This is a genomic window from Hymenobacter puniceus, from assembly GCF_014333525.1.
Classification (GTDB): Bacteria; Bacteroidota; Bacteroidia; order Cytophagales; family Hymenobacteraceae; genus Hymenobacter.
On record NZ_JACSCX010000001.1, the window covers coordinates 1,127,042 to 1,147,347 of the forward strand.

The 20,306-nt window shown below is 59.6% G+C and carries 13 protein-coding genes; 4 read left to right on the forward strand and 9 right to left on the reverse strand.

What is annotated here, in order from left to right; translation table 11 throughout:
* Window positions 1-213 precede the first annotated feature (213 nt).
* The 8 genes from H8B14_RS04925 to H8B14_RS04960 form a co-directional block, all read right to left on the reverse strand.
* Entirely contained in the window at window positions 214-2,523 is a 2,310-nt protein-coding gene (locus tag H8B14_RS04925; RefSeq protein ID WP_187314460.1) for a T9SS type A sorting domain-containing protein, read from the reverse strand.
* Window positions 2,524-2,769: 246 nt separating this feature from the next.
* Complete coding sequence (locus tag H8B14_RS04930; RefSeq protein ID WP_187314461.1) at window positions 2,770-3,693, reverse strand: bestrophin family protein; 924 nt, start codon at window positions 3,691-3,693, stop codon at window positions 2,770-2,772.
* 286 nt (window positions 3,694-3,979) lie between these two features.
* Window positions 3,980-5,428 (reverse strand): M16 family metallopeptidase, encoded by a 1,449-nt coding sequence (locus H8B14_RS04935; RefSeq protein WP_187314462.1) that lies wholly within the window; start codon window positions 5,426-5,428, stop codon window positions 3,980-3,982.
* Between the two features lie 17 nt (window positions 5,429-5,445).
* Window positions 5,446-6,876 (reverse strand): M16 family metallopeptidase, encoded by a 1,431-nt coding sequence (locus H8B14_RS04940; RefSeq protein ID WP_187314463.1) that lies wholly within the window; start codon window positions 6,874-6,876, stop codon window positions 5,446-5,448.
* Between the two features lie 308 nt (window positions 6,877-7,184).
* The gene (locus H8B14_RS04945) at window positions 7,185-8,519 is read right to left on the reverse strand and encodes a family 1 glycosylhydrolase (protein ID WP_187314464.1); all 1,335 of its coding nucleotides are present in this window, start codon (window positions 8,517-8,519) and stop codon (window positions 7,185-7,187) included.
* A 157-nt stretch (window positions 8,520-8,676) separates the two neighbouring features.
* Window positions 8,677-10,356: a GMC family oxidoreductase gene (locus H8B14_RS04950; RefSeq protein ID WP_187314465.1), complete on the reverse strand. Its 1,680-nt coding sequence runs from the start codon at window positions 10,354-10,356 to the stop codon at window positions 8,677-8,679.
* Between the two features lie 37 nt (window positions 10,357-10,393).
* Entirely contained in the window at window positions 10,394-10,993 is a 600-nt protein-coding gene (locus H8B14_RS04955; protein WP_187314466.1) for a gluconate 2-dehydrogenase subunit 3 family protein, read from the reverse strand.
* A gap of 145 nt (window positions 10,994-11,138) precedes the next feature.
* Window positions 11,139-12,146 (reverse strand): SDR family oxidoreductase, encoded by a 1,008-nt coding sequence (locus H8B14_RS04960; protein ID WP_187314467.1) that lies wholly within the window; start codon window positions 12,144-12,146, stop codon window positions 11,139-11,141.
* A 242-nt stretch (window positions 12,147-12,388) separates the two neighbouring features.
* Between H8B14_RS04960 and H8B14_RS04965 the strand changes: the two genes are divergently transcribed.
* The 4 genes from H8B14_RS04965 (at window position 12,389) to H8B14_RS04980 (ending at window position 18,476) form a co-directional block, all read left to right on the forward strand.
* Complete coding sequence (locus tag H8B14_RS04965; RefSeq protein WP_187314468.1) at window positions 12,389-14,191, forward strand: hydroxysqualene dehydroxylase; 1,803 nt, start codon at window positions 12,389-12,391, stop codon at window positions 14,189-14,191.
* A 26-nt stretch (window positions 14,192-14,217) separates the two neighbouring features.
* Window positions 14,218-14,880: a DUF6989 domain-containing protein gene (locus tag H8B14_RS04970; RefSeq protein ID WP_187314469.1), complete on the forward strand. Its 663-nt coding sequence runs from the start codon at window positions 14,218-14,220 to the stop codon at window positions 14,878-14,880.
* Between the two features lie 85 nt (window positions 14,881-14,965).
* Complete coding sequence (locus H8B14_RS04975) at window positions 14,966-16,396, forward strand: sensor histidine kinase (protein ID WP_187314470.1); 1,431 nt, start codon at window positions 14,966-14,968, stop codon at window positions 16,394-16,396.
* A gap of 85 nt (window positions 16,397-16,481) precedes the next feature.
* On the forward strand, window positions 16,482-18,476 hold the full coding sequence (locus tag H8B14_RS04980; protein WP_187314471.1) for a response regulator: 1,995 nt from the start codon (window positions 16,482-16,484) through the stop codon (window positions 18,474-18,476).
* A gap of 791 nt (window positions 18,477-19,267) precedes the next feature.
* Here the strand turns inward: H8B14_RS04980 and H8B14_RS04985 are convergent.
* On the reverse strand, window positions 19,268-20,257 hold the full coding sequence (locus H8B14_RS04985; protein ID WP_187314472.1) for an NAD(P)/FAD-dependent oxidoreductase: 990 nt from the start codon (window positions 20,255-20,257) through the stop codon (window positions 19,268-19,270).
* Window positions 20,258-20,306 lie beyond the last annotated feature (49 nt).

A 20,306-nucleotide genomic window follows, 5' to 3' on the forward strand; every position in this document is an offset into this window, starting at 1 on the left:
ATAATTTTTAAACACCGCCTAGCGTACAAAATATACCTGCAACGCTACCTATAGATATACTATATAAGGTGTGCTACCCTGTCAGGCGTGTTTTTTTGGTAGCTACCACCACTCCGGATACGTTGCTGATAGTCATCAAACACAAGAGCCGGCCTCCCTCAGGAAGCCGGCTCTTGCATATAATGAAATGGACTAGTGGCGCTGAGCAGCCCGTTAGCGCTTGATAATGCGCTGCGTTTGTGGCTTGCCGGCAGGCGTTACTACGCGCAGCAGATAGGTGCCACTCTGCACGCCCGATAGATTCTGCAACTCCAAATCGTTGGTGCCGCTGGTCAGTTCCGTGCTACGCTCCAGCACTACCCGGCCCGTCAGGTCCAGTAGCTGCAGCTGGCCTTTGCCGGCTGCTTCCGACTGCATTGTCAGGCGCACTTCGTTCTGGAACGGGTTAGGATACGCTTCCATCCGAGCTTCAGCAGTAGCCGAGCCCGAGAAGCTCAGCACCTTGGGACCGTAGAAGTTCTCTTGGCCATCCACATCAATCTGGCGCAGACGGTAGTAGCGAATGCCGCCTTTGTTGGCTTCCGTATCGAGGTAGCGGTAGCGCAGCAGGCGGTTGCTGTTGGCGTTCTGGCTGGGTACAAATGCCAGGGTCCGGAACGTGCGGCCATCGGTAGACACCTGCACTTCGTAGCCGCGGTTGTTTTGCTCACTCACCGTTTCCCAGGTGATTTCGGCATTGGTGCCGATGCGCTTGGCGGCAAACGCCGTGAGCGTAACCGGCAGCGGCGACGTGGCCTCACTTAGGGTGAAGGTGGCGAAGGCAGTGATGTTATTTTTCGTCAGCGTATTAGAGCCGGTGTTGAGGTCGTCGCGGCCCAACTGGCCGAAAACGTCGCCTGATGAGGTGGAAACGAACAAGGCCAGCTTGTTCTCGTCCAGCGTCTGGGCATTGGGCACCAGATTGGTTGTCTCATTATCCAGATAGCGGAACAGCATTGTGGCACTCAAACCGCCGTTGTTGGTTTGCTGGTCGGCGGGGCGGATGCCGAAGATGCGCCGGATGCTGGGCTTGCTGTTAGCGCCATTGTTGATGGAACCGTAGTTTTCGCCGGTATTCCGGGTTATTGTTACTACGCCGGGGTTGTTGTTGCCGGTGAAAGTCAGGGTAACACCAATGTTGCTGAAGTCCTGGGGCACGCCCAACGCAACTCCCTGAGCTGTTTTAACAAATCCCCGCAGGTAAGTCGTTTCGTTTTCACCTACCATTCGGGCCGCCGGAACCGTAGCAGTGCCTGTGCCGGCAGAGTTTGCCAGCTCTACGAACGACGTGTTTACGCTGGAAATATTGGTAACAAGCACCCCATTGATAAAGCGCAATGTTCCACCGGGCTGCACAACAAAGTTTGCAACCAACGACTTTATACCACCGCCATCAATTTCCACATTCACAAGCCCCGAAGCTGAACCGCTGATGGACTGGTTGGTACCAGTGAAGCTGATTGTGGTATTCTCGCGCTGGATGAAGCTGTCCTGCAGATTGCTGAAGTCACGGTACACTTCTAAACGGCCAACTACCAAGCGCGTAATCGAGCGTTGCGCTTGGCTGGTGCCCCGCATGATCAGGTCACGCGTCTGAGCCGGACCGGAAGTAGAGTTATCATAGCCGGGCACCTGCGTAACTACCGTGGAAAACGTACCATCCGGATTCTGAATAGTGGTGGTAGTGGTGCTGTTAGGCTTGGCCGCGTTGCTATAGATGTTGGGATACGACACCGTGGAGCCAGAGCCAAAGTCCGGAATAGTGGCATCCCTGTTTGGGTTAGGCACACCATTGGTCCAGTTTCTTCCATCAAACCAGTTGTCATTGAAGCCTCCTGTCCAGGTGGTGGAAGTTGGCGGCTCGGATGGCCGGACACCCTGCACCGTAAAGCGGGCCTGATACGTGAATCCGGGAGGATCTTCTTTGGTGAAAGAGCGGGTCGTGTTGTTGTTGCGGCCGTTGGCCCGGAAAGACACGTCTACCGAATAAGTACCAGCGGGTAGCAGGGCGCCCAGGTCATCAGCTGCCAGCAGGTTGGCATTCGCCGTGCTGTTGGCAAATGTTTTCGCCCCAGTGGTATTGCTGGGCGCAGCCAGTGGCACTTGCTTCACGCCGTAGGAGAAGCCGCTGGTGATGTTGGTTACCTCATAAAACAGGATGGCTGAGCGGATTTCATCCGGCGCTACTTCCGTAGTTGACAGCGTGCCGCCATTGAGTAGCAGGCTGGTGCTAAAGTTGGCCACATTGAACGTGCCCAGGTTCTGCCCGTCGAAATCGGGGGCCGTTGTGTTGCTCTGTCCATCAAACGTTTCATTGCCTGCGCCACGATCAATAATGATAGTGGAGCCCGTGATACTGCTATTGGCCTGCGCCTGCACGGTGCGGGCAGAACCAAGGCTGACAAACAGCGCCAGCAACGGCAATAAGCCCTGCCAGGCCCGGCCAAACAGCCGGAAATTGTGAGTAGGAATTTGAGGTTTCATTCTAAGAAAAGTGGGGGATTTTAAAAGGAACAGACCCTGCTGTATCGAAATGAGACAGGGTTTGAGCGGCGTATACGGAGTTTTAAAAATTCAGCTGACATTTTGTATAAAAAAAATAATATTCATGTAAAATATCCATACAAAGCGCGTATACCGGCACTTTACCCTGCCTAAAATACTATTTTACGATACTATAAAATTCAATAAATTATATATAATGTACTTTTTATCAGACATAAGTATGCATCAATGCACAATGCTGTAGGGCGGTGCCGCCAATGCTTTCTTGAAATGGGGCAGTTCCACTCCCAGTACATCGTGCACACTCACCCTGATTTTGTTGGCGAGCTGGGTGATAGGCAAATCGTTGCTGTCGGTGCCGAAAGGCTGCTCTATTTCTTCGCCTATCATCTCCAGCCCCAGCATCACGTAGGCGCCTACCATCGTAATCGGAATCATCCAGTAGCCACAAGTATCCACCAGCACGATGGGCATAATTCCGATGAAAAGCGTGATGAACATCTTGATAAAAAAGCTATACGAAAACGGGATGGGCGTTGACCTGATTCGTTCGCAGGAGCCGTTCACTTCCATCATGCCCAGCAGGTGGGGCTTGATGGTCATCAAATGAACCGGGTCGATGATCTGTGCCTGGCGTAACTGCTCTATGCTTTCCTGCAGCACTGCTACCAGGCAGGTGGTCACGCTTTCCGCCGACCGCAGCCGGTCCATGATATCGGGTGTGGCTTCAAGCTGCTCAAACTGCACTCCATTGCGCAAAGCGCCTTTTAGGGCCAGCGGGAAGTTGGAGATGAGGGCGGCGTAGTAGAGACGGCTGCGAACAGCATGGCGCGGCAGAATGGCGTTAAGCTCCATAGCCAGCCCCCGGCAGTGGCTTACCAGCTGGCCCCACAATCTGCGCCCTTCATAGTACCGGTCGTAGGCAGTGTTGGTGCGAAAGACCAGCAGCAGGCTCAGCATAATTCCCAGAAACGAGAAATATTCGCGCCCGATCTGAATGCTCAGAAAATGGTACTTCAGCACGACCAGCGCAATTGCCAGGTTGTAGAGTCCGACCAGCACTACACGGCGCAGCAGCAACAGGATGACCCTGGACGTGTGGAAATGCCATAAGGCTTTCCACCAGTCACCGGTTTTGTATACAATCATGGGAACAGGGGATTTGGGGCCTCCAACGGAGAACCTGTAGCAGAGTTTTCCGCAGGCTAGCCAACAGCAGCTACAACCGGCACCGCATACTGCCTCGCTAACCAACTACCAGGCAAGCATATAGCCCCTGGCGAGTGAGCACGCGCCCCAGACTAGATGCATGCCTATCTGGAAGGGAGTATTTTGTGCAGGCACTGCTGCGCCAACTCCGTCCCCTCACCTGTACAGGCACAAAAAAGCCGCGCCGGATATCCGGCGCGGCTTGCTACCCGTAGCTTTGGCGGTGCTACAGCGGCTTCTTGCGTGAGGCCTGGAACTTCTTGATCTGCGGATCAATGATTTTTCGGTCGCCGACCACCACAATGGTCATAGCCTCAGGCCGCACGTACTTGCGGGCCGTTTCGCTGACTTGCTGCGGCGTTACGGCATTGATATTTTTCACCTGCTCAGTCAAGTAAGAGTCGGGCAGGCCGTGCAGGTCGAGGGTGTTGAGCTGGCCGATGATGCCACCGGGCGTGGAGTTGCGCAGCACAAACAGGCCCGACTCGTAGTTCTGAATGCCCTTCAGCTCCTCGGCGGTAGGCGGCGTTTTCTGCAGCTGCTCAATCTCATACACGATTTCCTTGAGCGAGTTGCCGGTTTCCTGGGTGGTCACGTCGGCGTTTTGGCTCCAGTTGCCGGTGCGGTAGTGGGTTTCGAGGTAGCTGTAGGGCGAGTAGGTGTAGCCTTTATCTTCGCGGATGTTGCGCGTGATGCGCGAGCCGAAAGAGCCACCCAGCAGCGAGTTCATTACCCGCACGCGCGTGTAATCGGGGTGTGAGGGGTCCACGACGGGCAGGCCGATGACAATGGTGGACTGCGGCGCCCCCGGCCGGTCCAGGGTCGTTACGTCGGGGCGGGTCTGGGATTTGGCTATTTCGATGCGCGGCGCCGGGCCCTGGGGCATAGTGGCCCAGGCGCGGGTAATGGCCTCGCGCACAGCCCCGTTGTCGAACTTGCCGGCCACGTATACGCTGGTGCGCTGGGCGCCGTACTGGGTTTGGTAGAAGTTCTTCACCTGCGCCATCGTCAGGGCGTCTATTTCGGTGTCGGTGGGAATGGGGCGGCCGTAGGGGTGGCTGCCGTAGAGGGCCTGGGTGAACTTCTGCCGGGCCTGGGTACCAGGCTGGGCGCGGGCCAAGTTCATCTGGCGTTTGAAATCGGCTTTGATGCGGGCCAGCTCGCTCTCGGGCAGCGCTGGGTGCAGCACCACATCCGCCAGCAGCGCCGCCAGCTCAGGGGCAAATTCGCTGAGGCACGAGGCGTACACCTGGGTTTGGTCCTGGCTCACCGAGATGTTGAGCGAGCCACCCAACCGGGCCACTTTGTCGGCCAGCTGGGTGCCGGGCAGCGTGGTGGTGCCTTCGCTCATGAGCTTGCCCAGCAGATCAGCAATACCAACTTCCGTGGCGGCTTCGTGTACGTTGCCGGCCTGGATGGCCACCATCATGGTGGTTTTGGGCACCTGTCCGTAGGGCACCAACTTCGCTTTCAGGCCGTTGGGCAGCGTAAATTCTTCTTTGGCCGGCAAGGTAAAGTCGCGGGGCGTGCCGCCGGCGGGTGGGGTTTCGCGGGGCACGGCCGGAGCCGTATCCACCAGAATGGGTTTTACTTTTGGCTTGGTTTGGGCCAGCGCGGCCGGGGCGGCAGCGGTAGCCAGGGCCACGCAGAGCAGCCCGAAGTTCAAAGATTTCATGGCGTAGTCTTCGAGGTTTAGCTTTTGGCCAGTGGATTCACAATCAGCAAAGTACGGTTGGTGGGCCGCAGATACTCCTGCATAGTGCGCTGCATGAGGGCAGGCGTCACTTTGCGGAATTCAGCTTCCAGGCGGTTGATGCGGCTGGGGTCATTGTCGAACAGCGCAAACGAGGCCAGCATATCGGCCCGACCGAAATTATCAGAGCCCGAAAGCTGGTCGTAGAGGTTGGAGCGCAGCTTCACCACGGCCAGATCCAGCGTGGCCTGGTCGATACCGCCTTGGCTGAGGCGGTTGATTTCCTGGTCGAGCACGCGCACCACCGAGTCGGCATTCACCGACTGGTCGTAGATCAGGTCGCCCATCCAGAGCATGGGGCCGGAGTAGTTGAAGGCGTTGCCGAGGTAGTTGATGCCGCCGTTCACGTTGTCGGAGTAGCCGCGCTTCTGCACCAGCGCCTGGTAGAGGCGGCTGTCTTTGCCCTGCAGCAGGATTTGGTCGAGCAGGATGAGGGCGTAGTACTCGGGCGTGTTGCGCTCGGGCATGTGGTAGGCGAAGGCCAGTGCCGGCTTGGTGGCCAGCTTATCATCTTTGGTGAAGCGCTGCTCTTTTTCCTGCCGAGGCTCCGTAATGTCGGGCTTGGGCGGCTGCGGAGCGCTGGGAATGTTGGCGAAGTACTTCTCCACCCAGGCTTTGGCCTCGGCTGGCTCGAAGTCGCCGACCACCGCCAGGGCGGCGTTGTTGGGGGCATAATAGGTCTTGAAGAACTGCTGGGCATCGGCCAGGGTGGCCGCGTCGAGGTCTTTCAGGTCGCCGTAGAAGTTGTGGGCATTGTTCCAGTTCTGGTTGGCCTTCTGGGGCATGTCCAGCCACGGAAATCCGCCGTAGGGCGCATTCAGCACGTTCACGCGCACCTCATTTTTCACTACTCCCTGCTGGTTGGTCACGTTGGCCTGCGTGATGGCCAGCCCGCGCATGCGGTCGGCTTCGGCCCACAGCATGGTTTCCAGCTTGTGGCTGGGTACTACTTCAAAATAATTGGTAAAGTCGAAGCGGGTAGAGCCATTGAGTATGCCGCCGTTTTTCTGGATCAGCTGGATAAACTCCATCTTGCCCAGGTTTTTAGAGCCCTGAAACATCAGGTGCTCAAACAGGTGGGCGTAGCCGGTCCGGTCGCGGGGCTCGTTGCGGAAACCCACGTTGTAGTAGGCGGCCACGGTGGCTGTAGGGGCCGTATGGTCGGGCGAGAGCACCACTTTCAGGCCGTTGGGCAACGTATAGTACTCCACCGGAATCTGAAAAGCAGCGGCCGGGGCGGGGGCAGCCGGCGTTTCGGCAACCGGCGTAGGCGCCGTCACGACGGCCGTGGCTTTGGGACTGCAGGCGTTCAGAGCCAGCAGCCCAGCCAGCCCCAGCAGATAGTGGCGGCCGGAAATACGTTTCTTCATAGGAGAGAATAGGATAGGGTGACGAACAAGTGGAAAACGCCGCCAACCTACACAATCCCGGGAAGAAAATACAATATTCCGCTATGGAAGAAAGCGCGGCCTAAGCGAAGTGCAAGCATCTGGCAGAAAGACCATTGACTAAGCCTCACCGCCCACAAAAAAACCCCGGCAGCATCTGGTGCTACCGGGGCTTTGCGTATCAATGGCATCTGTTGGTCGGGCGCTTGGTAGCGCAAACTTTGTAGCTCGCGTCTTCATGCCATTTGGGTAGCTCTACCGACGCAGAGCCGCGAGCTACAAGGTTCCCGCTACTTCTCCACTTTAAGCGTGGCGGGGCGGTTGGTGAATTCGAACATTTCGCCATGGGGCATGATGGTAATCTGGCCGAACTCGCGGATGAGCATCTTGTAGCTCTCCCCTACCGGCCGGATCCTGCGGTCTAAATCGTAGAGGCCGCAGGCGTTGACGGTAAGGCGCTTTTCAGCCAGGCTAATGTCCCAGTCCACTTGGTCGAGCAATGAATACCAAGTGAAGCCCACCACCGGCACGCCGTCCTGGCGGATGCGCTGCACATTCACCCATTGCTTCCAGAGCCAGCATTCGGCGTCCTTGGCATTGAAGGTGTTGGTTTCGGTGTGCATCACGGGCTTGCGGTACCGCTCGTAGTATTGGCGCGTCATGGTGTACCAGCCCAGCACGTCCTCGGCCTGGCAGATCTTGCCATCGGGCTTGATAATCTTCTCGTTGCGGCCGTAATAGTCGTTGCCCATGATCTGGTAGCCGGGCGGCTCGCCGGCCATAAACCAGTCAAGCTCTTGGCGGGTGAGGCCGTTGTCGAGGCAGTAAAGCAGCACCTCCGAGTCGAGTGGGTGAGCGTAGAGCAGATCCAGCGACAGGAAGCGCAGCTTGTTGGTCAGGCGCACCCCGGCGCTTTCCACTGCCCGCATCTCATGGATGTATTCCGCCGACTCGCTTTGCACAATGATGCAGTCGGGCCGCACCTGGGCAATCTGCTGAGTGCCCATGATGCTGGCCGCCGTAATGTGCTTGATGGCTGTAACAAAAGCCCGGTCATCCTTGAGCTGCTCGTTCCAGATGCCGTCTTTGGCGGAGGCCCGGGCCGTCACATAAATTTCGTTGACAGGCGTGTAGAAGCGCACCCAGGGGTAGCGCCGGGCCACAGCTCCGCAGTACTCGGCAAAATGCACCGGCAGCTCAGGATTCTGGAAGTTGCCCACCCAGTCGGGCACGCCGAAGTGCATCAAATCCAGAATGGGCGTGATACCCAGCCGTTTGATTTCGGCCATGGCAGCGTCAGCAAATTCCCAATCGAACTGACCGGGCGCTTTATGGATGAGGTAGTACGGCAGGTTGTAGCGCAGCACCTTCAGGCCCAGCTCCTTCACCAGCGCCAGGTCTTCCTTGTAGCGGTTGTAGTGGTCAGTTTCGGCCAGCAAATCGCGCCGGATGGTGCCGCCCGCAATGGTTGGGTATGAGCACTCGATGCCGGTGGCAAACATGAAGTTGCCCGCGTCGCCGGTGGGCAGCCCGGAGCCGTCGTGGCCAGCGGCGCCGCCATGCTCGTCGCCCTCGTAGTTGCCGTTGCCGAACTTCTCTTTGATATGATTGAGGAAAGACTTCATTTTTGAAGCTAAAATGACGTGCCAGAAGCACGCCTCGTAATGAAGAAGAACGTCATGCAAAGCGCAGCGAAGCATCTCGCGTGCTAATGTTGCACTGGTATTCAGACATCAGCACGCGAGATGCTTCATTTCGCTCTGCATGACGTTGTGGTTCCGCCTACGCCCGCAGCGCCGCCAGAAACTTATCGGCGGTGCGCAGGCTCAAGGCCATAATGGTGAGGGCCGGGTTTACACTCAAGGCACTCGGGAACACCGAGTTGTCGCAGATGTAGAGATTGGGCACGTCGAAGGCTTTGCCTTCGGGGTTTACCACGGCGTCGTCGCCGCTCAGGCCCATGCGTGCCGTCCCGATGACGTGGGCGTAGCGCTCGAAGGCCCAGATGTCGGTGGCGCCGGCCGCTTCCCAGATCTGGCGCATCAGCTTTTCGGCGTGGCGGTTCATGCGCTGTTCGTTTTCCTGAGCTGTGAAGTGAAAGCGCGGCTTGGGCAGGCCACGCGCATCCTTTTCGTCGCTGAGTTCCATGAAGTTGGCGGCGTGCGGCAAACAGTCGCCCAGGATGTTGATGCCGGCAATGTGGTTGTAGTTGCGCATATAGTCGCGCAAAGGCTGGCCCCAGAGCTTGCGCTGGCGTACCATCTGGGTGGCAAACGTTACGGGCATCACGCCAATGCTTTGCAGCAGGTAGCCGCCAACAAAGTCGGCGTCTTTGGGCCGGTGGGTGTCCTCGGAAATCAGACCACCCGGAATGCCTTTGTAGGGCCGGATGTCTTCGGGGAAGGTGCCCCACACCTGCATACCGGGGTGCGCCATGAAGTTCTTGCCCACGTGGCCGCTGCTCAGTGCCAGTTCATTCAGCATCAGCAGGCGCGGCGTTTCCACGGCGCCGGCGCACAAGAACAGGTGGCCGCAGCGCTGGCGCACTGTCTGGCCATGCTGCTCATACACCACGCCTGTTACGCGGCCGGAGGCGTCGCGCTCAATCTCCGTCACGTAGGCGTCGGCCCGGATTTCAGCCCCGTAGCTTTCCGCCAGGGGCAGAAACGTAACGTCCATGCTGGCTTTGGCGCCGCGGTTGCAGCCGGCCTGGCAGAAGCCCCGGTTGGTGCAGGCCTCGCGCCAGCCAATGCCTTCCTGGTAGTAGCGCGCCGAAAGGGCTGCGTTGGCCGCCGGCGATGTCTGAATACCGAGCTGGCGGCAGGCGCGCTCCATCAGCTGGGCGGCGCCATTCAGCGGTAGCGGGGCCAGTGGGTAGCCTTTGCGCCGAGTAGGGTCCCAGGGATAAGGCGTAGGGCCCGAAATACCCAGAAAGTGTTCTATTTCTTCGTAATACGGCTCCAACTCCTCGATGCCAAAAGGCCAGTCGACGCCCTGGCCGAAGTCGGTGTGCAGCTGCAGGTCGCCGCGGTGGGCGCGGGGCGTATAGGCGGTGTAGTGCAGCGTGGAGCCGCCTACACCAGTGCCGGAGTTGTTCTTACCGAAAGCCACCGGATTCTGGCCAGCGGAAAGGCGCTCATCGTTCCAAAACAGGAAGTTCTGGGCTTTTTCGTCGGTAGCGTAGTCGGTGGTGGGGTCGCGGCGGGGGCCGGCTTCCAGGGCCACTACCTTTAGGCCGGCCATGGCCAGGCGGGCCAGCAGCGGCGCACCGCCCGCCCCGGTCCCAATCACCACGCAATCCACTACATCGGTAGGGTCGGGCAGCGGTGTGGGCGCTTCCTGGCTGGCTGGCTCGGGAGCCAGCGTTTCGTTTTCGGCCAGAATGCTTTTAAGCAGTGGGTCCTGTATTTCGGGCTGAACCGGGTTCAGCACACCTTCTTCCAATACTTCCTCGTCAGGCATGTGCAGTGCTCAATTAGTAATTAATAATTAGTAATTATCAATTACTAATTTGTTCCGGCTCCCGCTCTTCCCGCTCGTTGAGGCCAATGCGCGTCCAACCGGGCTGGTCGGCCATGCCCACGTAGCCGATTTCTTCCTGAGCCAGCGGATGAGCGTAGTAGCTTTCGGTCAGCTCGGCCAGCATTTCCTCGAAAAAGCGGTGCTGTGGCAGCTGGACCCAGTTTTCGCCCGGCGCCTGTCCGGCGGCCAGCTGCCCGATAATCTGGTCCTGCTGCCCGGCTCTCAGGGCCATGAACGGCTGCTGAAACTGCGCTTCGGCGGCTTGGTTGATGCCCCCGAGGCCAAGGCGGTAGGCTTCCCGGTCGGGGGGCATGGCATCGTAGCGCCAGCCGTCGGCGCGGCCGTCGGCTAGGCGCTTGTCTACGTTAGAAGCCAGCTCAATGGGCGTTTCCCGCTCCGGCTGGGGGAAAATGCGGGCAGCCACGGCACGAAGCAGCGCAAACGTGTCGGCATCGAAAAACTGTGGCTCGTACTGAACAGGAGCATCCAGCCGGGCAGCCAGCGCAGCGCGGGTGGCAGGCGTAACGTGGTCGGAGGCAAGCAGCGCCCGGACGCTACCTTCGGGATAATTGGGCATAGGAACAAGAAAGCACGAATGGAGGAGCTTGCTGGTTGTACTGACGAGCTAGCTCCTCGGAAGGTTATCTATACAACAAAAAAAGGCGCCCTCCCGCGGTTGGGAAGGCGCCTTTTTTATAGGCTGGCTTGGCTTGGGAGTGGCGCTATTGGTCGCTGCTCATTTTGCCGCCCGTCACGTGCACCAGCGAGCCGGTCATAAAAGAGCCGTCCTGGGAGGCGAGCAGCACGTAGGCGGGCGCCAGCTCCTCGGGTTGGCCGGGGCGGGCCAGGGCCACTTCGTAGCCGAATTTTTCGATTTCTTCGCGCGGCATGGTGCCGGGGATGTTAGGCGTCCAGACCGGGCCGGGCACCACGCAGTTCACCCGAATACCCCGCTCGCCTAAGTGCGTGGCCAGGCTTTTGGTGAAGGCATGAATGGCTGATTTCGAGGAGGCATAATCAATCAGGATCGGGATGCCGGTGAGGCCCACGATACTGCCGGTATTGATGATACAGTCGTCTTTCTTGAGGTGGGGTACGGCGGCCTGCGCCATCCAGATGTAGCCCAGGATGTTGGTATCGAAGGTGCGGCGAATCTGCTCTTCGGGAATGTCCTCAAACTTCTCCTGCGCCATCTGGAAAGCGGCGTTGTTTACCAGAATGTTGAGGCCACCCAGCTCGGCGCGGGTGCGGCGGACGGCTTGCTTGCACTGCTCCGGGTCGCGCACGTCGCTTTGCAGCAGGATGCAGCGGCGGCCCTGCGCCTCTACGAGGCGCTTGGTTTCTTCGGCGTCCACCAGGTTTTCGTTGAACAGCACAGCCACATGGGCGCCTTCCATGGCAAAAGCCACGGCCACGGCCCGACCGATACCAGAATCAGAGCCGGTGACAAGAGCTACTTTGTCTTGGAGCTTGCCGGCGGCGCGGTAGGTGCTGAAGTCCATGGCGGGCTGCAGCTTCATATCGGCCTGTTTGGCGGGATAAGGCAGCGTCTGGGCGTGCTGCTTCATGTCTTTGGCGGTGGGCCGCTTCACTGGCTTGGGGGCCTCAGTTGCCGCTTTAGCAGCTTTTTTGGCAGCGGGAGTTGCAGCCGCTTTGGTGGGAGCCTTGGGCTTGGCGGGTGCGTTCTTGGCGTTGGGCACAGACGGGGTAGCAGGTTTTTTGGCGGCCATAAGGAAAGAACTACAAAAGGAATAACAGACTATTCAGTGCTTACGAGAAACCCGCCTTGGTGTTGGCCGGCAGCTTAAACACCACACGTGGCTGCGGCAACCCCATTTATAGAATAATAGCCGCAATAACTAGTAGCTTTAGCGGACCTGCCCCACCGCTAGCCTGTGCCTGCTGGGAGCAAACTCGCTCAGTTACACTACCTACACCTACCACCGGGGCCGCTGCCGTTCAGCGGAGAATCATGCCGAAGAAGGTTGTCATTTTGGGAGGAGGCGTTGCGGGCATGAGTGCCGCGCACGAATTAGTGGAGCGCGGCTTTGCCGTAGAGATATATGAGCGGCAGCCGCAGTACGTGGGCGGCAAGGCGCGCAGCGTGGACGTACCCGACAGTGCCGCTGCCGGCCAGCCGCCGCTGCCGGGCGAGCATGGCTTCCGGTTTTTTCCCGGCTTCTACCGCCACATCACCGACACCATGAAGCGCATTCCCTACGGCCAGAACCCACAGGGCGTGTTTGATAACCTGGTGCCCACCCAGCGCGTGATGATGGCTCGCACCGGCAAGCCACCCATAATTGCGCCCGTCAACTTCCCGAAAACCCGCGCCGACTGGCAGGCCCTCGTGGATAGCCTGCTGCACGCCAACACCGGCCTCACTGATTCCGACAAGAAGCTGTTTGCCGACCGGGTGTGGCAACTGCTGACCAGCTCCTACGAGCGGCGCCAGCAGAGCTACGAGCGGGTGGCGTGGTGGCAGTACATGAGCACCGACCAGCAGTGCGGCTCCCGCCAGCCCTGCCCCTACGAGCTGTACTGCGTGGGCGGCCTTACCCACTCGCTGGTGGCGGCCCAACCGCAGCTGATGAGCACTAAAACCGGCGGCGACATTCTGCTGCAGCTGCTACTGCTGATGGCCAACCCCGCCGCCCACACCGACCGGGTGCTGAACGGCCCCACCAACGACGTGTGGCTGAACCCGTGGCTGCAGTACCTGGAAAACAAGGGCGTGGTGTACCACCACAACCACCTCACCACCGCCCTGCACTCCGACCCCGCCACGCGTCTTATCAGCGGGGCCACGGTGGTGAACCTGGAAACGCACGAAGCCCAGACTGTCCAGGCCGACTACTACCTGGCGGCCGTGCCGCTGGAGCGCATGGCCAAGCTCATCAGCCCCGACATGGTGAAGCTGGACCCGACGCTGGCCTTTATCGAGCAGCTGAATAATCCGCACCTGCACACGCTGAACTGGATGAACGGCGTGCAGTTTTATTTGCGCGAAGACGTGCAACTCACGCGTGGGCACGTCATCTGCATCGACTCGCCGTGGGCCATTACCGTTATTTCGCAGCCGCAGTTCTGGCCCGACTTCCCGATGAGCGGCTACGGCGACGGCCAGGCGAAAGGGCTATTGTCGGTGGATGTGTCGAACTGGTTTGCGAAGGGTGTGCTCGACTGGCCGCTCGACGACGGCACCACCGGCCGCAAGCAGGCCTGCGACTGTACGCTAGACGAAATTGTGGAGGAAGTGTGGGCCCAGTTGGAGCAAAGCCTGAACACGCCCGGCCTGCCGCCCCTGCTCCGCCCCGACATGCGCCTGCGGGCCTACGTGGATGCCGACATCCGGCCGGAACTGCTGAGTGCGCCGGAGCAAGCCCTACATGTTCCGACCCGCTCGGGCCACAACGATGAGCCGCTACTAGTGAATACGGCCAACTCCTGGAGCTTGCGGCCCGAAGCCAGCACCGGCATTGCCAACCTGTTTCTGGCCGCCGACTACGTGCGCACCAACACCGACCTGGCTACTATGGAAGGGGCCAACGAGGCCGCCCGCCGCGCCGTGAACGGCATTATTGCCGCCAGCGGCGCCTCGGTGCCCACCTGCCAGATCTGGCCGCTGCACGAGCCCGGCGTGCTGGCCGTGCTCCGCTGGCTGGACCGCCGCCGGTTTGCCCAAGGTTTGCCCTGGACCAATGAAGTGCCGTGGCTGGGTAAAGTGCTGCACCGCCTCAATTACCTGTTTCACAAGATACGCGGCTTCAAATGAACCTAACATCTACCCTTACTTCCTCCTTGCCTACCCGTGCCACCCGCTACCGCCTGCCCGTGATGCTGGGGCTGATGACCGTGGGCATTCTGGCGCTCATCCATGACAGTATTACGGGGCTGGGCTGGACTACGGCGGCCCGCTGGGGCTACCTGCTCACGGCGGCCTACGCCCTCTACGCCTTCTGGGCCCGCGACGTGGTAGTGGGCCGGCTGCTGGGCTTTGCGCTGGTGGCGGGCCTGGCCGAGCTGCCCGCCGATGCGTATCTGGTACACACAACCAAGACGCTGGTATACCCGATTCCGGAGCCGATGCTGTGGGCGTCGCCGGTGTACATGCCGTTCAGCTGGGCCGTGGTGCTCACCCAGATTGGGTTTGTGGCCTGGCTGCTGCTGCCGCGGCTGGGGCCGTGGCGCACCGGCCTGCTGCTGGTACCCGTCAGCGGAGTGCTGATTCCGCTGTATGAGAAATGGGCCATCAGTGCCGGCTGGTGGCAGTACCGGGGCGCGCCCAGCTGGCACGGGGTGCCCTACTACATTTTTCTGGCCGAGGCTCTGCTGATGCTGCCGGTGCCGTGGCTGCTGCAGCACGCGGTAGGCAAGGGCGGCCGCTGGGTAGCTTTGAGTGGCTTGGCTGAGGGCGCCGTGATGCTGCTGGCCTGCTGGGTGGCTTTCAGGCTACTGGGGTAGAGCCGCGTTGCAGCCCGCGGCCTTTCTGTATCTTCCCACCACTCCTTCCTGTTTCAAATACGTGCGGGCCGCCGGCCGCCTTTTCATGGATCGTATTACCTCCTATTTCATGCCGGCGAACTTCGTCGGTACAACTGACCAGACCCGGCAGGCGCGCATCATCACCAACACGGTGCTGCTGACCAGTCTGTTTTCCTTCAACTTTCTGCTGCTGTGCTGGTGGGCCGGGTTCTGGCCAGGCATGTACCTGATGATTTTCAACGTGGTGGCCTTTCTGGTACTGCCGTTCGGGTTTCGGCAGGGGCTGTTTTCCTACGTCACGTTCGGCTACATCTATCTGGTGGCGGGCTACCTGGGCGTGTTCATGAACAGCGTGTACCAGGGCGGCTACTTTGCGGCCACTACCAGCTGGCTGGTGCTGTGCCCGGTGTCGGCCACGTTTCTACTGGGCCGGCGGGCGGGCATTATCTTCTTTGTGGTGTCGTTGCTGAGCGTGGTGGGGCTCTGGGAGCTGGAGCGGCGCGGCATCCACTTGCCCAGCACGGTGCCACCCGAGCACCGCCTGTTCTGGAGCCTCGACATCTTGGGCGGGCTAATGCTGATTCTGCTGGTGGTGTCGTTGGTATTTGACCAGATCAACCAGAATACCCTGCGCCAGCTTACTGAAAATAACGACCTGCTTTCGTTGCGCACCGGCCAGCTGGAACAGTCGCTCAGCGAGCTGCGCGCCACCCAGGCCATGCTGGTTCACAGTGAGAAGATGGCCTCGCTGGGCGAGCTGACGGCCGGCATTGCCCACGAGATTCAGAACCCGATGAACTTCGTCAATAACTTCTCGGAGGTGAGCTGCGAGCTGCTGCAGGAGCTGTCCCCAACCATGTTTACGGCGCTGCCCGCCGCGCAGCAGGCCCTGGTGCAGGGCACGCTCGAGACGCTGGGCCGCAACCTGGCCCGCATTACGCGCCACGGCCAGCGCGTGGATGGCATCGTGCGCAGCATGCTGCAGCACGCCCACACCGGCCCGCGCGAGCGGCAGCCCACCGACCTCAACCAGCTGGCCACCGAGTACCTCAACCTGACCTACTCCAGCTTGCGCGCCAAAGACCCGGCTTTCCATGCCAGCCTGCACACCGAACTGGACCCCAACCTGGGGTTAGCCAACGTGGTGACGCCCGATATTGGCCGGGTGCTGCTGAACCTGTTCAACAATTCGCTTTATGCCATTCAGGAAGAGCGGCGCCAACGCCCGGGCGGCTACCTGCCCAGCCTCACGGTCAGCACCCAACAGGTAGGCTCGGAGGTGGAAATCAGGGTGCGCGACAACGGCTGCGGCATGCCCGAGGAAGTGCGCCAGAAAGTGTTCCAGCCCTTTTTCACGACCAAACCCGCCGGTACGGGCACGGGCCTCGGCCTTTCCCTCTCGCACGATATTGTGGTAAAAGGCCACGGGGGCCGTTTCCTCGTAGAGTCTCAGCCCGGCCAGGGCACCGAATTTCAACTATGGCTGCCGATTTAGAAATTAGGGCTTGGGGATTAGGGGTTAGGCCATTTCAGCAACCCAAATTTCCAAGCCCAAATCTCCACGCCCTAAGCCCTAAATTATGCCTACCAAGATTCTGGTTGTTGATGATGAAGAAGACGTGGCTGATCTGCTGGGCCAACGCTTCCGTCATAAAATCAAGGACGGCACCTACGACTTCCGCTTTGCGGAAAGCGGGCAGCAAGCCCTGACGCTGATGCAGAACGAGCCCGACTTCGACGTGCTGCTGCTCGACATCAACATGCCCGACATCAACGGCCTAACGCTGCTCAGCCGCCTGCCCGAGCTGATGCCGCTGAGCCGGGCCGTCATCGTGTCGGCCTACGGCGACATGGACAACATCCGGACGGCCATGAACCGCGGGGCGTTCGACTTCGTGTGCAAGCCCATCAATTTCCTGGACCTGGATGCCACCATCGAGAAAACCGCCCAGCACGTGCAGCAGTTGCGCGAGGCCGCTCAGGTGAAGATGATGGCCGAGCTCAAAACACACTTTTTCGACAACATCACCCACGAATTCCGCACGCCGCTCACCCTGATTCTGGCGCCGGTGGCGGGCCTGCTGCAACTCCCTGACCTGCCCGAAAGCCTGCGCCCCGACCTGCTGACCGTGGAGCGCAACGCCCGCCAGCTGCTCTACCTCATCAACCAGCTGCTGGAGCTGGCCCGCCTGGAAGCCGGCCAGCTAAGCATATCGGCGCAGCCTGGCCCACTCAGCGACTATCTACAGGAACTGGTGGCCGGGTTCCAGGCCCTGGCCCGGCAGCGCGGCATCACGCTCACCTACGACTCCCAACTGCCCGGCACCTGGCTCTACGACGCCGAAAAGGTGGCCCACATTGCCTACAACCTGCTGGCCAATGCCCTCAAGTTTATGCCCCCGCTCTCGGGCTCGGCTACTGCCGACACGCGCCGCCAGGTAAGCGTGCACCTGAGTGGCGCAGCCGGGTTGATACGCCTGACGGTGGCAGACACCGGCGTGGGCATATCGGCCGCCAACCTTCCGCGCATCTTCGACCGGTTTTATCAGGCCGCGCCGGGCGCCACGCAGCTGCCGGTGGGCTCGGGCATCGGGCTGGCCTTGGTGCGGGAGCTGACCACGCTGATGGGCGGGCAGGTGAGTGTGCAAAGCAGCGTGGCGGCCCCTGCAGGCAGCACTTTTGTGGTGGATCTGCCGCTGCAGCAGGCCCCGGCCAATGAGCTGGCCACGCTGGGCACGGCCGCGCCCGATTGGCTACCGGTGCCGATGCCCATTCCTGCAACGCCCGAGCTGCCATCCGGCCACGCCCCCGATTCGCCGCTGATTGTACTGATTGAGGACAACGAGGAGCTGCGTACCTACCTGGCCCGGCAGCTGGCTCCCATGTACCGCGTGCTGGCCGCCTCCAACGGCGCCGAGGGCTGGCTGCTGATTCAGCAGGAGCTGCCCGATGTGGTGGTGTCAGACGTAATGATGCCCGAGCTGGACGGCTACGAACTCACCTACCGCATCAAAAACACGCCCGCCACCGACCATGTGGCCGTGGTGCTGCTCACGGCCCAAGGTACGCACAACCAACGCCTCACTGGCCTGCGCCAGGGCGCCGACGAGTACCTCACCAAGCCGTTTCATCTGGAAGAGCTGGTTTTGCGGCTCCACAACATCCTGATCCGGCAGCAGCGTTTGCGTACGCTCTACAGCCAGCAGCTGAGCCGGCCCGAGCTGGCACAGCCCACCGAAACCGTGCAGAACGGCTGGCTTCGCAGCCTATATGAAGTGCTGGAAAAACACCTCGACGACCCGGAGCTAAGCGTGGAGCGCCTGGCCGACCAGCTGGCTATGAGCCGCAAAACCCTGCTGCGCAAAGTGCAGGCCCTGACGCACCTTGCCCCGAGTGAGCTAATCCAGCAGTACCGCCTGCGCAAAGCGGCCGACCTGCTCCGCGCCGGCCACTCAGTAGCCGACACGGCGTATGCGGTGGGATTCAACACACCGGCTTATTTCGGGCAGTGCTTCAAAGAGCTCTACCAGCTTACGCCCAGCGAATTTAGCGCATCCCCTATTCCATTGCCTTGAGCCCAACTTCCACCCTTAAGTCTCAAGACGTCCCAGAATAAGCCTATATACCTTGTTTAAGGCAACTTAACTACCCCGCTGCGGCTTCTATTGGAGGCGCGGCGGGGTGGTTTTTTATGGCGTCCCCGGATTGAGTGTTTTTGTCTCAAATATGAGCATTGTCGCCTGCGCAAACGGCCATATTTGTCATGTTCTCTGCCGCGCATTTTCACTCTACCTCAGTTGCACATTATGATGACTTCTGACCACCGCCTGCCATATACCCCCCAGCTAGCATGGCAAACTGCTCCACGCCGGATCCGGCGTACGCCCGCTCGCCCGGCTCCACCCCAGCCGCTTAATACGGATAACAGTGAATCGTCCCAGGCGCTTCGGCCAGTTATCAACTTTGATAAACCAACTTTCCCCGACTCACCACGCATTGTGGGGCCAGGGTACTAAGTGAATTGCCGCCCCTCCTTTCTGTGCTTTGAAGCCAGCTTTTCTATTTTTGAATTAGTGCAGAAATCAATTCTTACAGCAGGCACGACTGACACAATCGACTGTATACACCTAGTATTAAGTTAATTATAACAGAACAACATTCATTCGCCTATTTTATAGCTAGTCATACGCGCTGATTCCCCCCAGCAACAGTCTGGTCGGCCTGTATTGCACTGTGCATCCGCTTATTTATCAACTGCAGCCAATTGCTTCGGATATCCCCTCCGGTGCGGTTGGCTGCTATTCGTTTAACTTATCTGGCCTTGTGCTGCTTTAAGCCGGTCATCCCTTTCCTGAAATGCACCAAATCATTTCGGGCACTCTTCGCGGGTGAGTTGCTCGTTGAGGCAGATAGCAGCCTGCGCGCCCTGCGCGGCAGCCAGAATAGCTTGCTGCGTGCCAGGTGCGGTGTCGCCGGCTGCGTAAATGCCCGGCTGTGAGGTCTGGTTGTTTTTATCAACCCAAACGGCACCTTTGCTGGTAAGTCGGCAGCTCATTTGCTCAGCCAAACTGGTGCGTTGGTGCTGGTGGGCGTGCAGAAATAGTGCCTTGCGAACCAACACCTCTTCCCCCTCAAATACCACATGTATGTGGCCTTTAGGGCCAGCTTCCAGCCGGGTAATTACTTCTTCCCGTATCTGAATTCCATGCTGGCGTAGTCGGCGGCGGGCATTTTTAGTAAGGATTCCTTGTCCCCCGGTACACACGATTACGTCGCGGCTCCAGCGGCTCACCAACAGCGCCAGCCCAGTCACGACTTTGCCCTGGCCATACACGGCAAGCGGCTGGTCGCGCACTTCCCAGCCATGGCAGTACGGGCAATGCAGGACACCAGTGCCCCATAACTCACGCATGCCATCCAGTGGTGGCAGCTCATCCTCAACCCCAGTAGCCAGCAGAATTTTACGCGTTGTAAGCGTGCTACGGTGGCCAGTTGCAGCTTCTGTTTGCAACTCAAAACCACCTATTATAGCCTGTATGTTCAGCACTTTGCGCTGCTCCACAGCTACCGTAACGTACGGTTTCAGTTGTTCTTTCCCGAGTCGCAGCAATTCAGCTGGGGTAGTGCCATCCCGGGTGAAAAACCCTTGTACGGCTGGTGAAGGCGCATTGCGCGGCATGCCACCATCACAAACCAATACGCGGCGCAGACACCGCCCTAGTACCAATGCAGCACTTAAGCCTGCGCTTCCCGCTCCAATAATCACCACATCGAAATCCGGAACAGGACCGGTAGCAGGACGGTGGCGGCGTGGTCTGGGCACTGTGGCCTTAGATGGAGTAGCAGATGCTGGCATATATCAGACAGAGCAAAGTATTCAGCTTCCTTTTATACCAGCCCTGGCT

Bases quoted from the DNA above. Each gene is read 5' to 3' on its own strand.
- H8B14_RS04925 (WP_187314460.1), bottom strand. From the start codon at position 2,523: ATGAAACCTCAAATTCCTACTCACAATTTCCGGCTGTTTGGCCGGGCC.
- H8B14_RS04930 (WP_187314461.1), bottom strand. From the start codon at position 3,693: ATGATTGTATACAAAACCGGTGACTGGTGGAAAGCCTTATGGCATTTC.
- H8B14_RS04935 (WP_187314462.1), bottom strand. From the start codon at position 5,428: ATGAAATCTTTGAACTTCGGGCTGCTCTGCGTGGCCCTGGCTACCGCT.
- H8B14_RS04940 (WP_187314463.1), bottom strand. From the start codon at position 6,876: ATGAAGAAACGTATTTCCGGCCGCCACTATCTGCTGGGGCTGGCTGGG.
- H8B14_RS04945 (WP_187314464.1), bottom strand. From the start codon at position 8,519: ATGAAGTCTTTCCTCAATCATATCAAAGAGAAGTTCGGCAACGGCAAC.
- H8B14_RS04950 (WP_187314465.1), bottom strand. From the start codon at position 10,356: ATGCCTGACGAGGAAGTATTGGAAGAAGGTGTGCTGAACCCGGTTCAG.
- H8B14_RS04955 (WP_187314466.1), bottom strand. From the start codon at position 10,993: ATGCCCAATTATCCCGAAGGTAGCGTCCGGGCGCTGCTTGCCTCCGAC.
- H8B14_RS04960 (WP_187314467.1), bottom strand. From the start codon at position 12,146: ATGGCCGCCAAAAAACCTGCTACCCCGTCTGTGCCCAACGCCAAGAAC.
- H8B14_RS04965 (WP_187314468.1), top strand. From the start codon at position 12,389: ATGCCGAAGAAGGTTGTCATTTTGGGAGGAGGCGTTGCGGGCATGAGT.
- H8B14_RS04975 (WP_187314470.1), top strand. From the start codon at position 14,966: ATGGATCGTATTACCTCCTATTTCATGCCGGCGAACTTCGTCGGTACA.
- H8B14_RS04980 (WP_187314471.1), top strand. From the start codon at position 16,482: ATGCCTACCAAGATTCTGGTTGTTGATGATGAAGAAGACGTGGCTGAT.
- H8B14_RS04985 (WP_187314472.1), bottom strand. From the start codon at position 20,257: ATGCCAGCATCTGCTACTCCATCTAAGGCCACAGTGCCCAGACCACGC.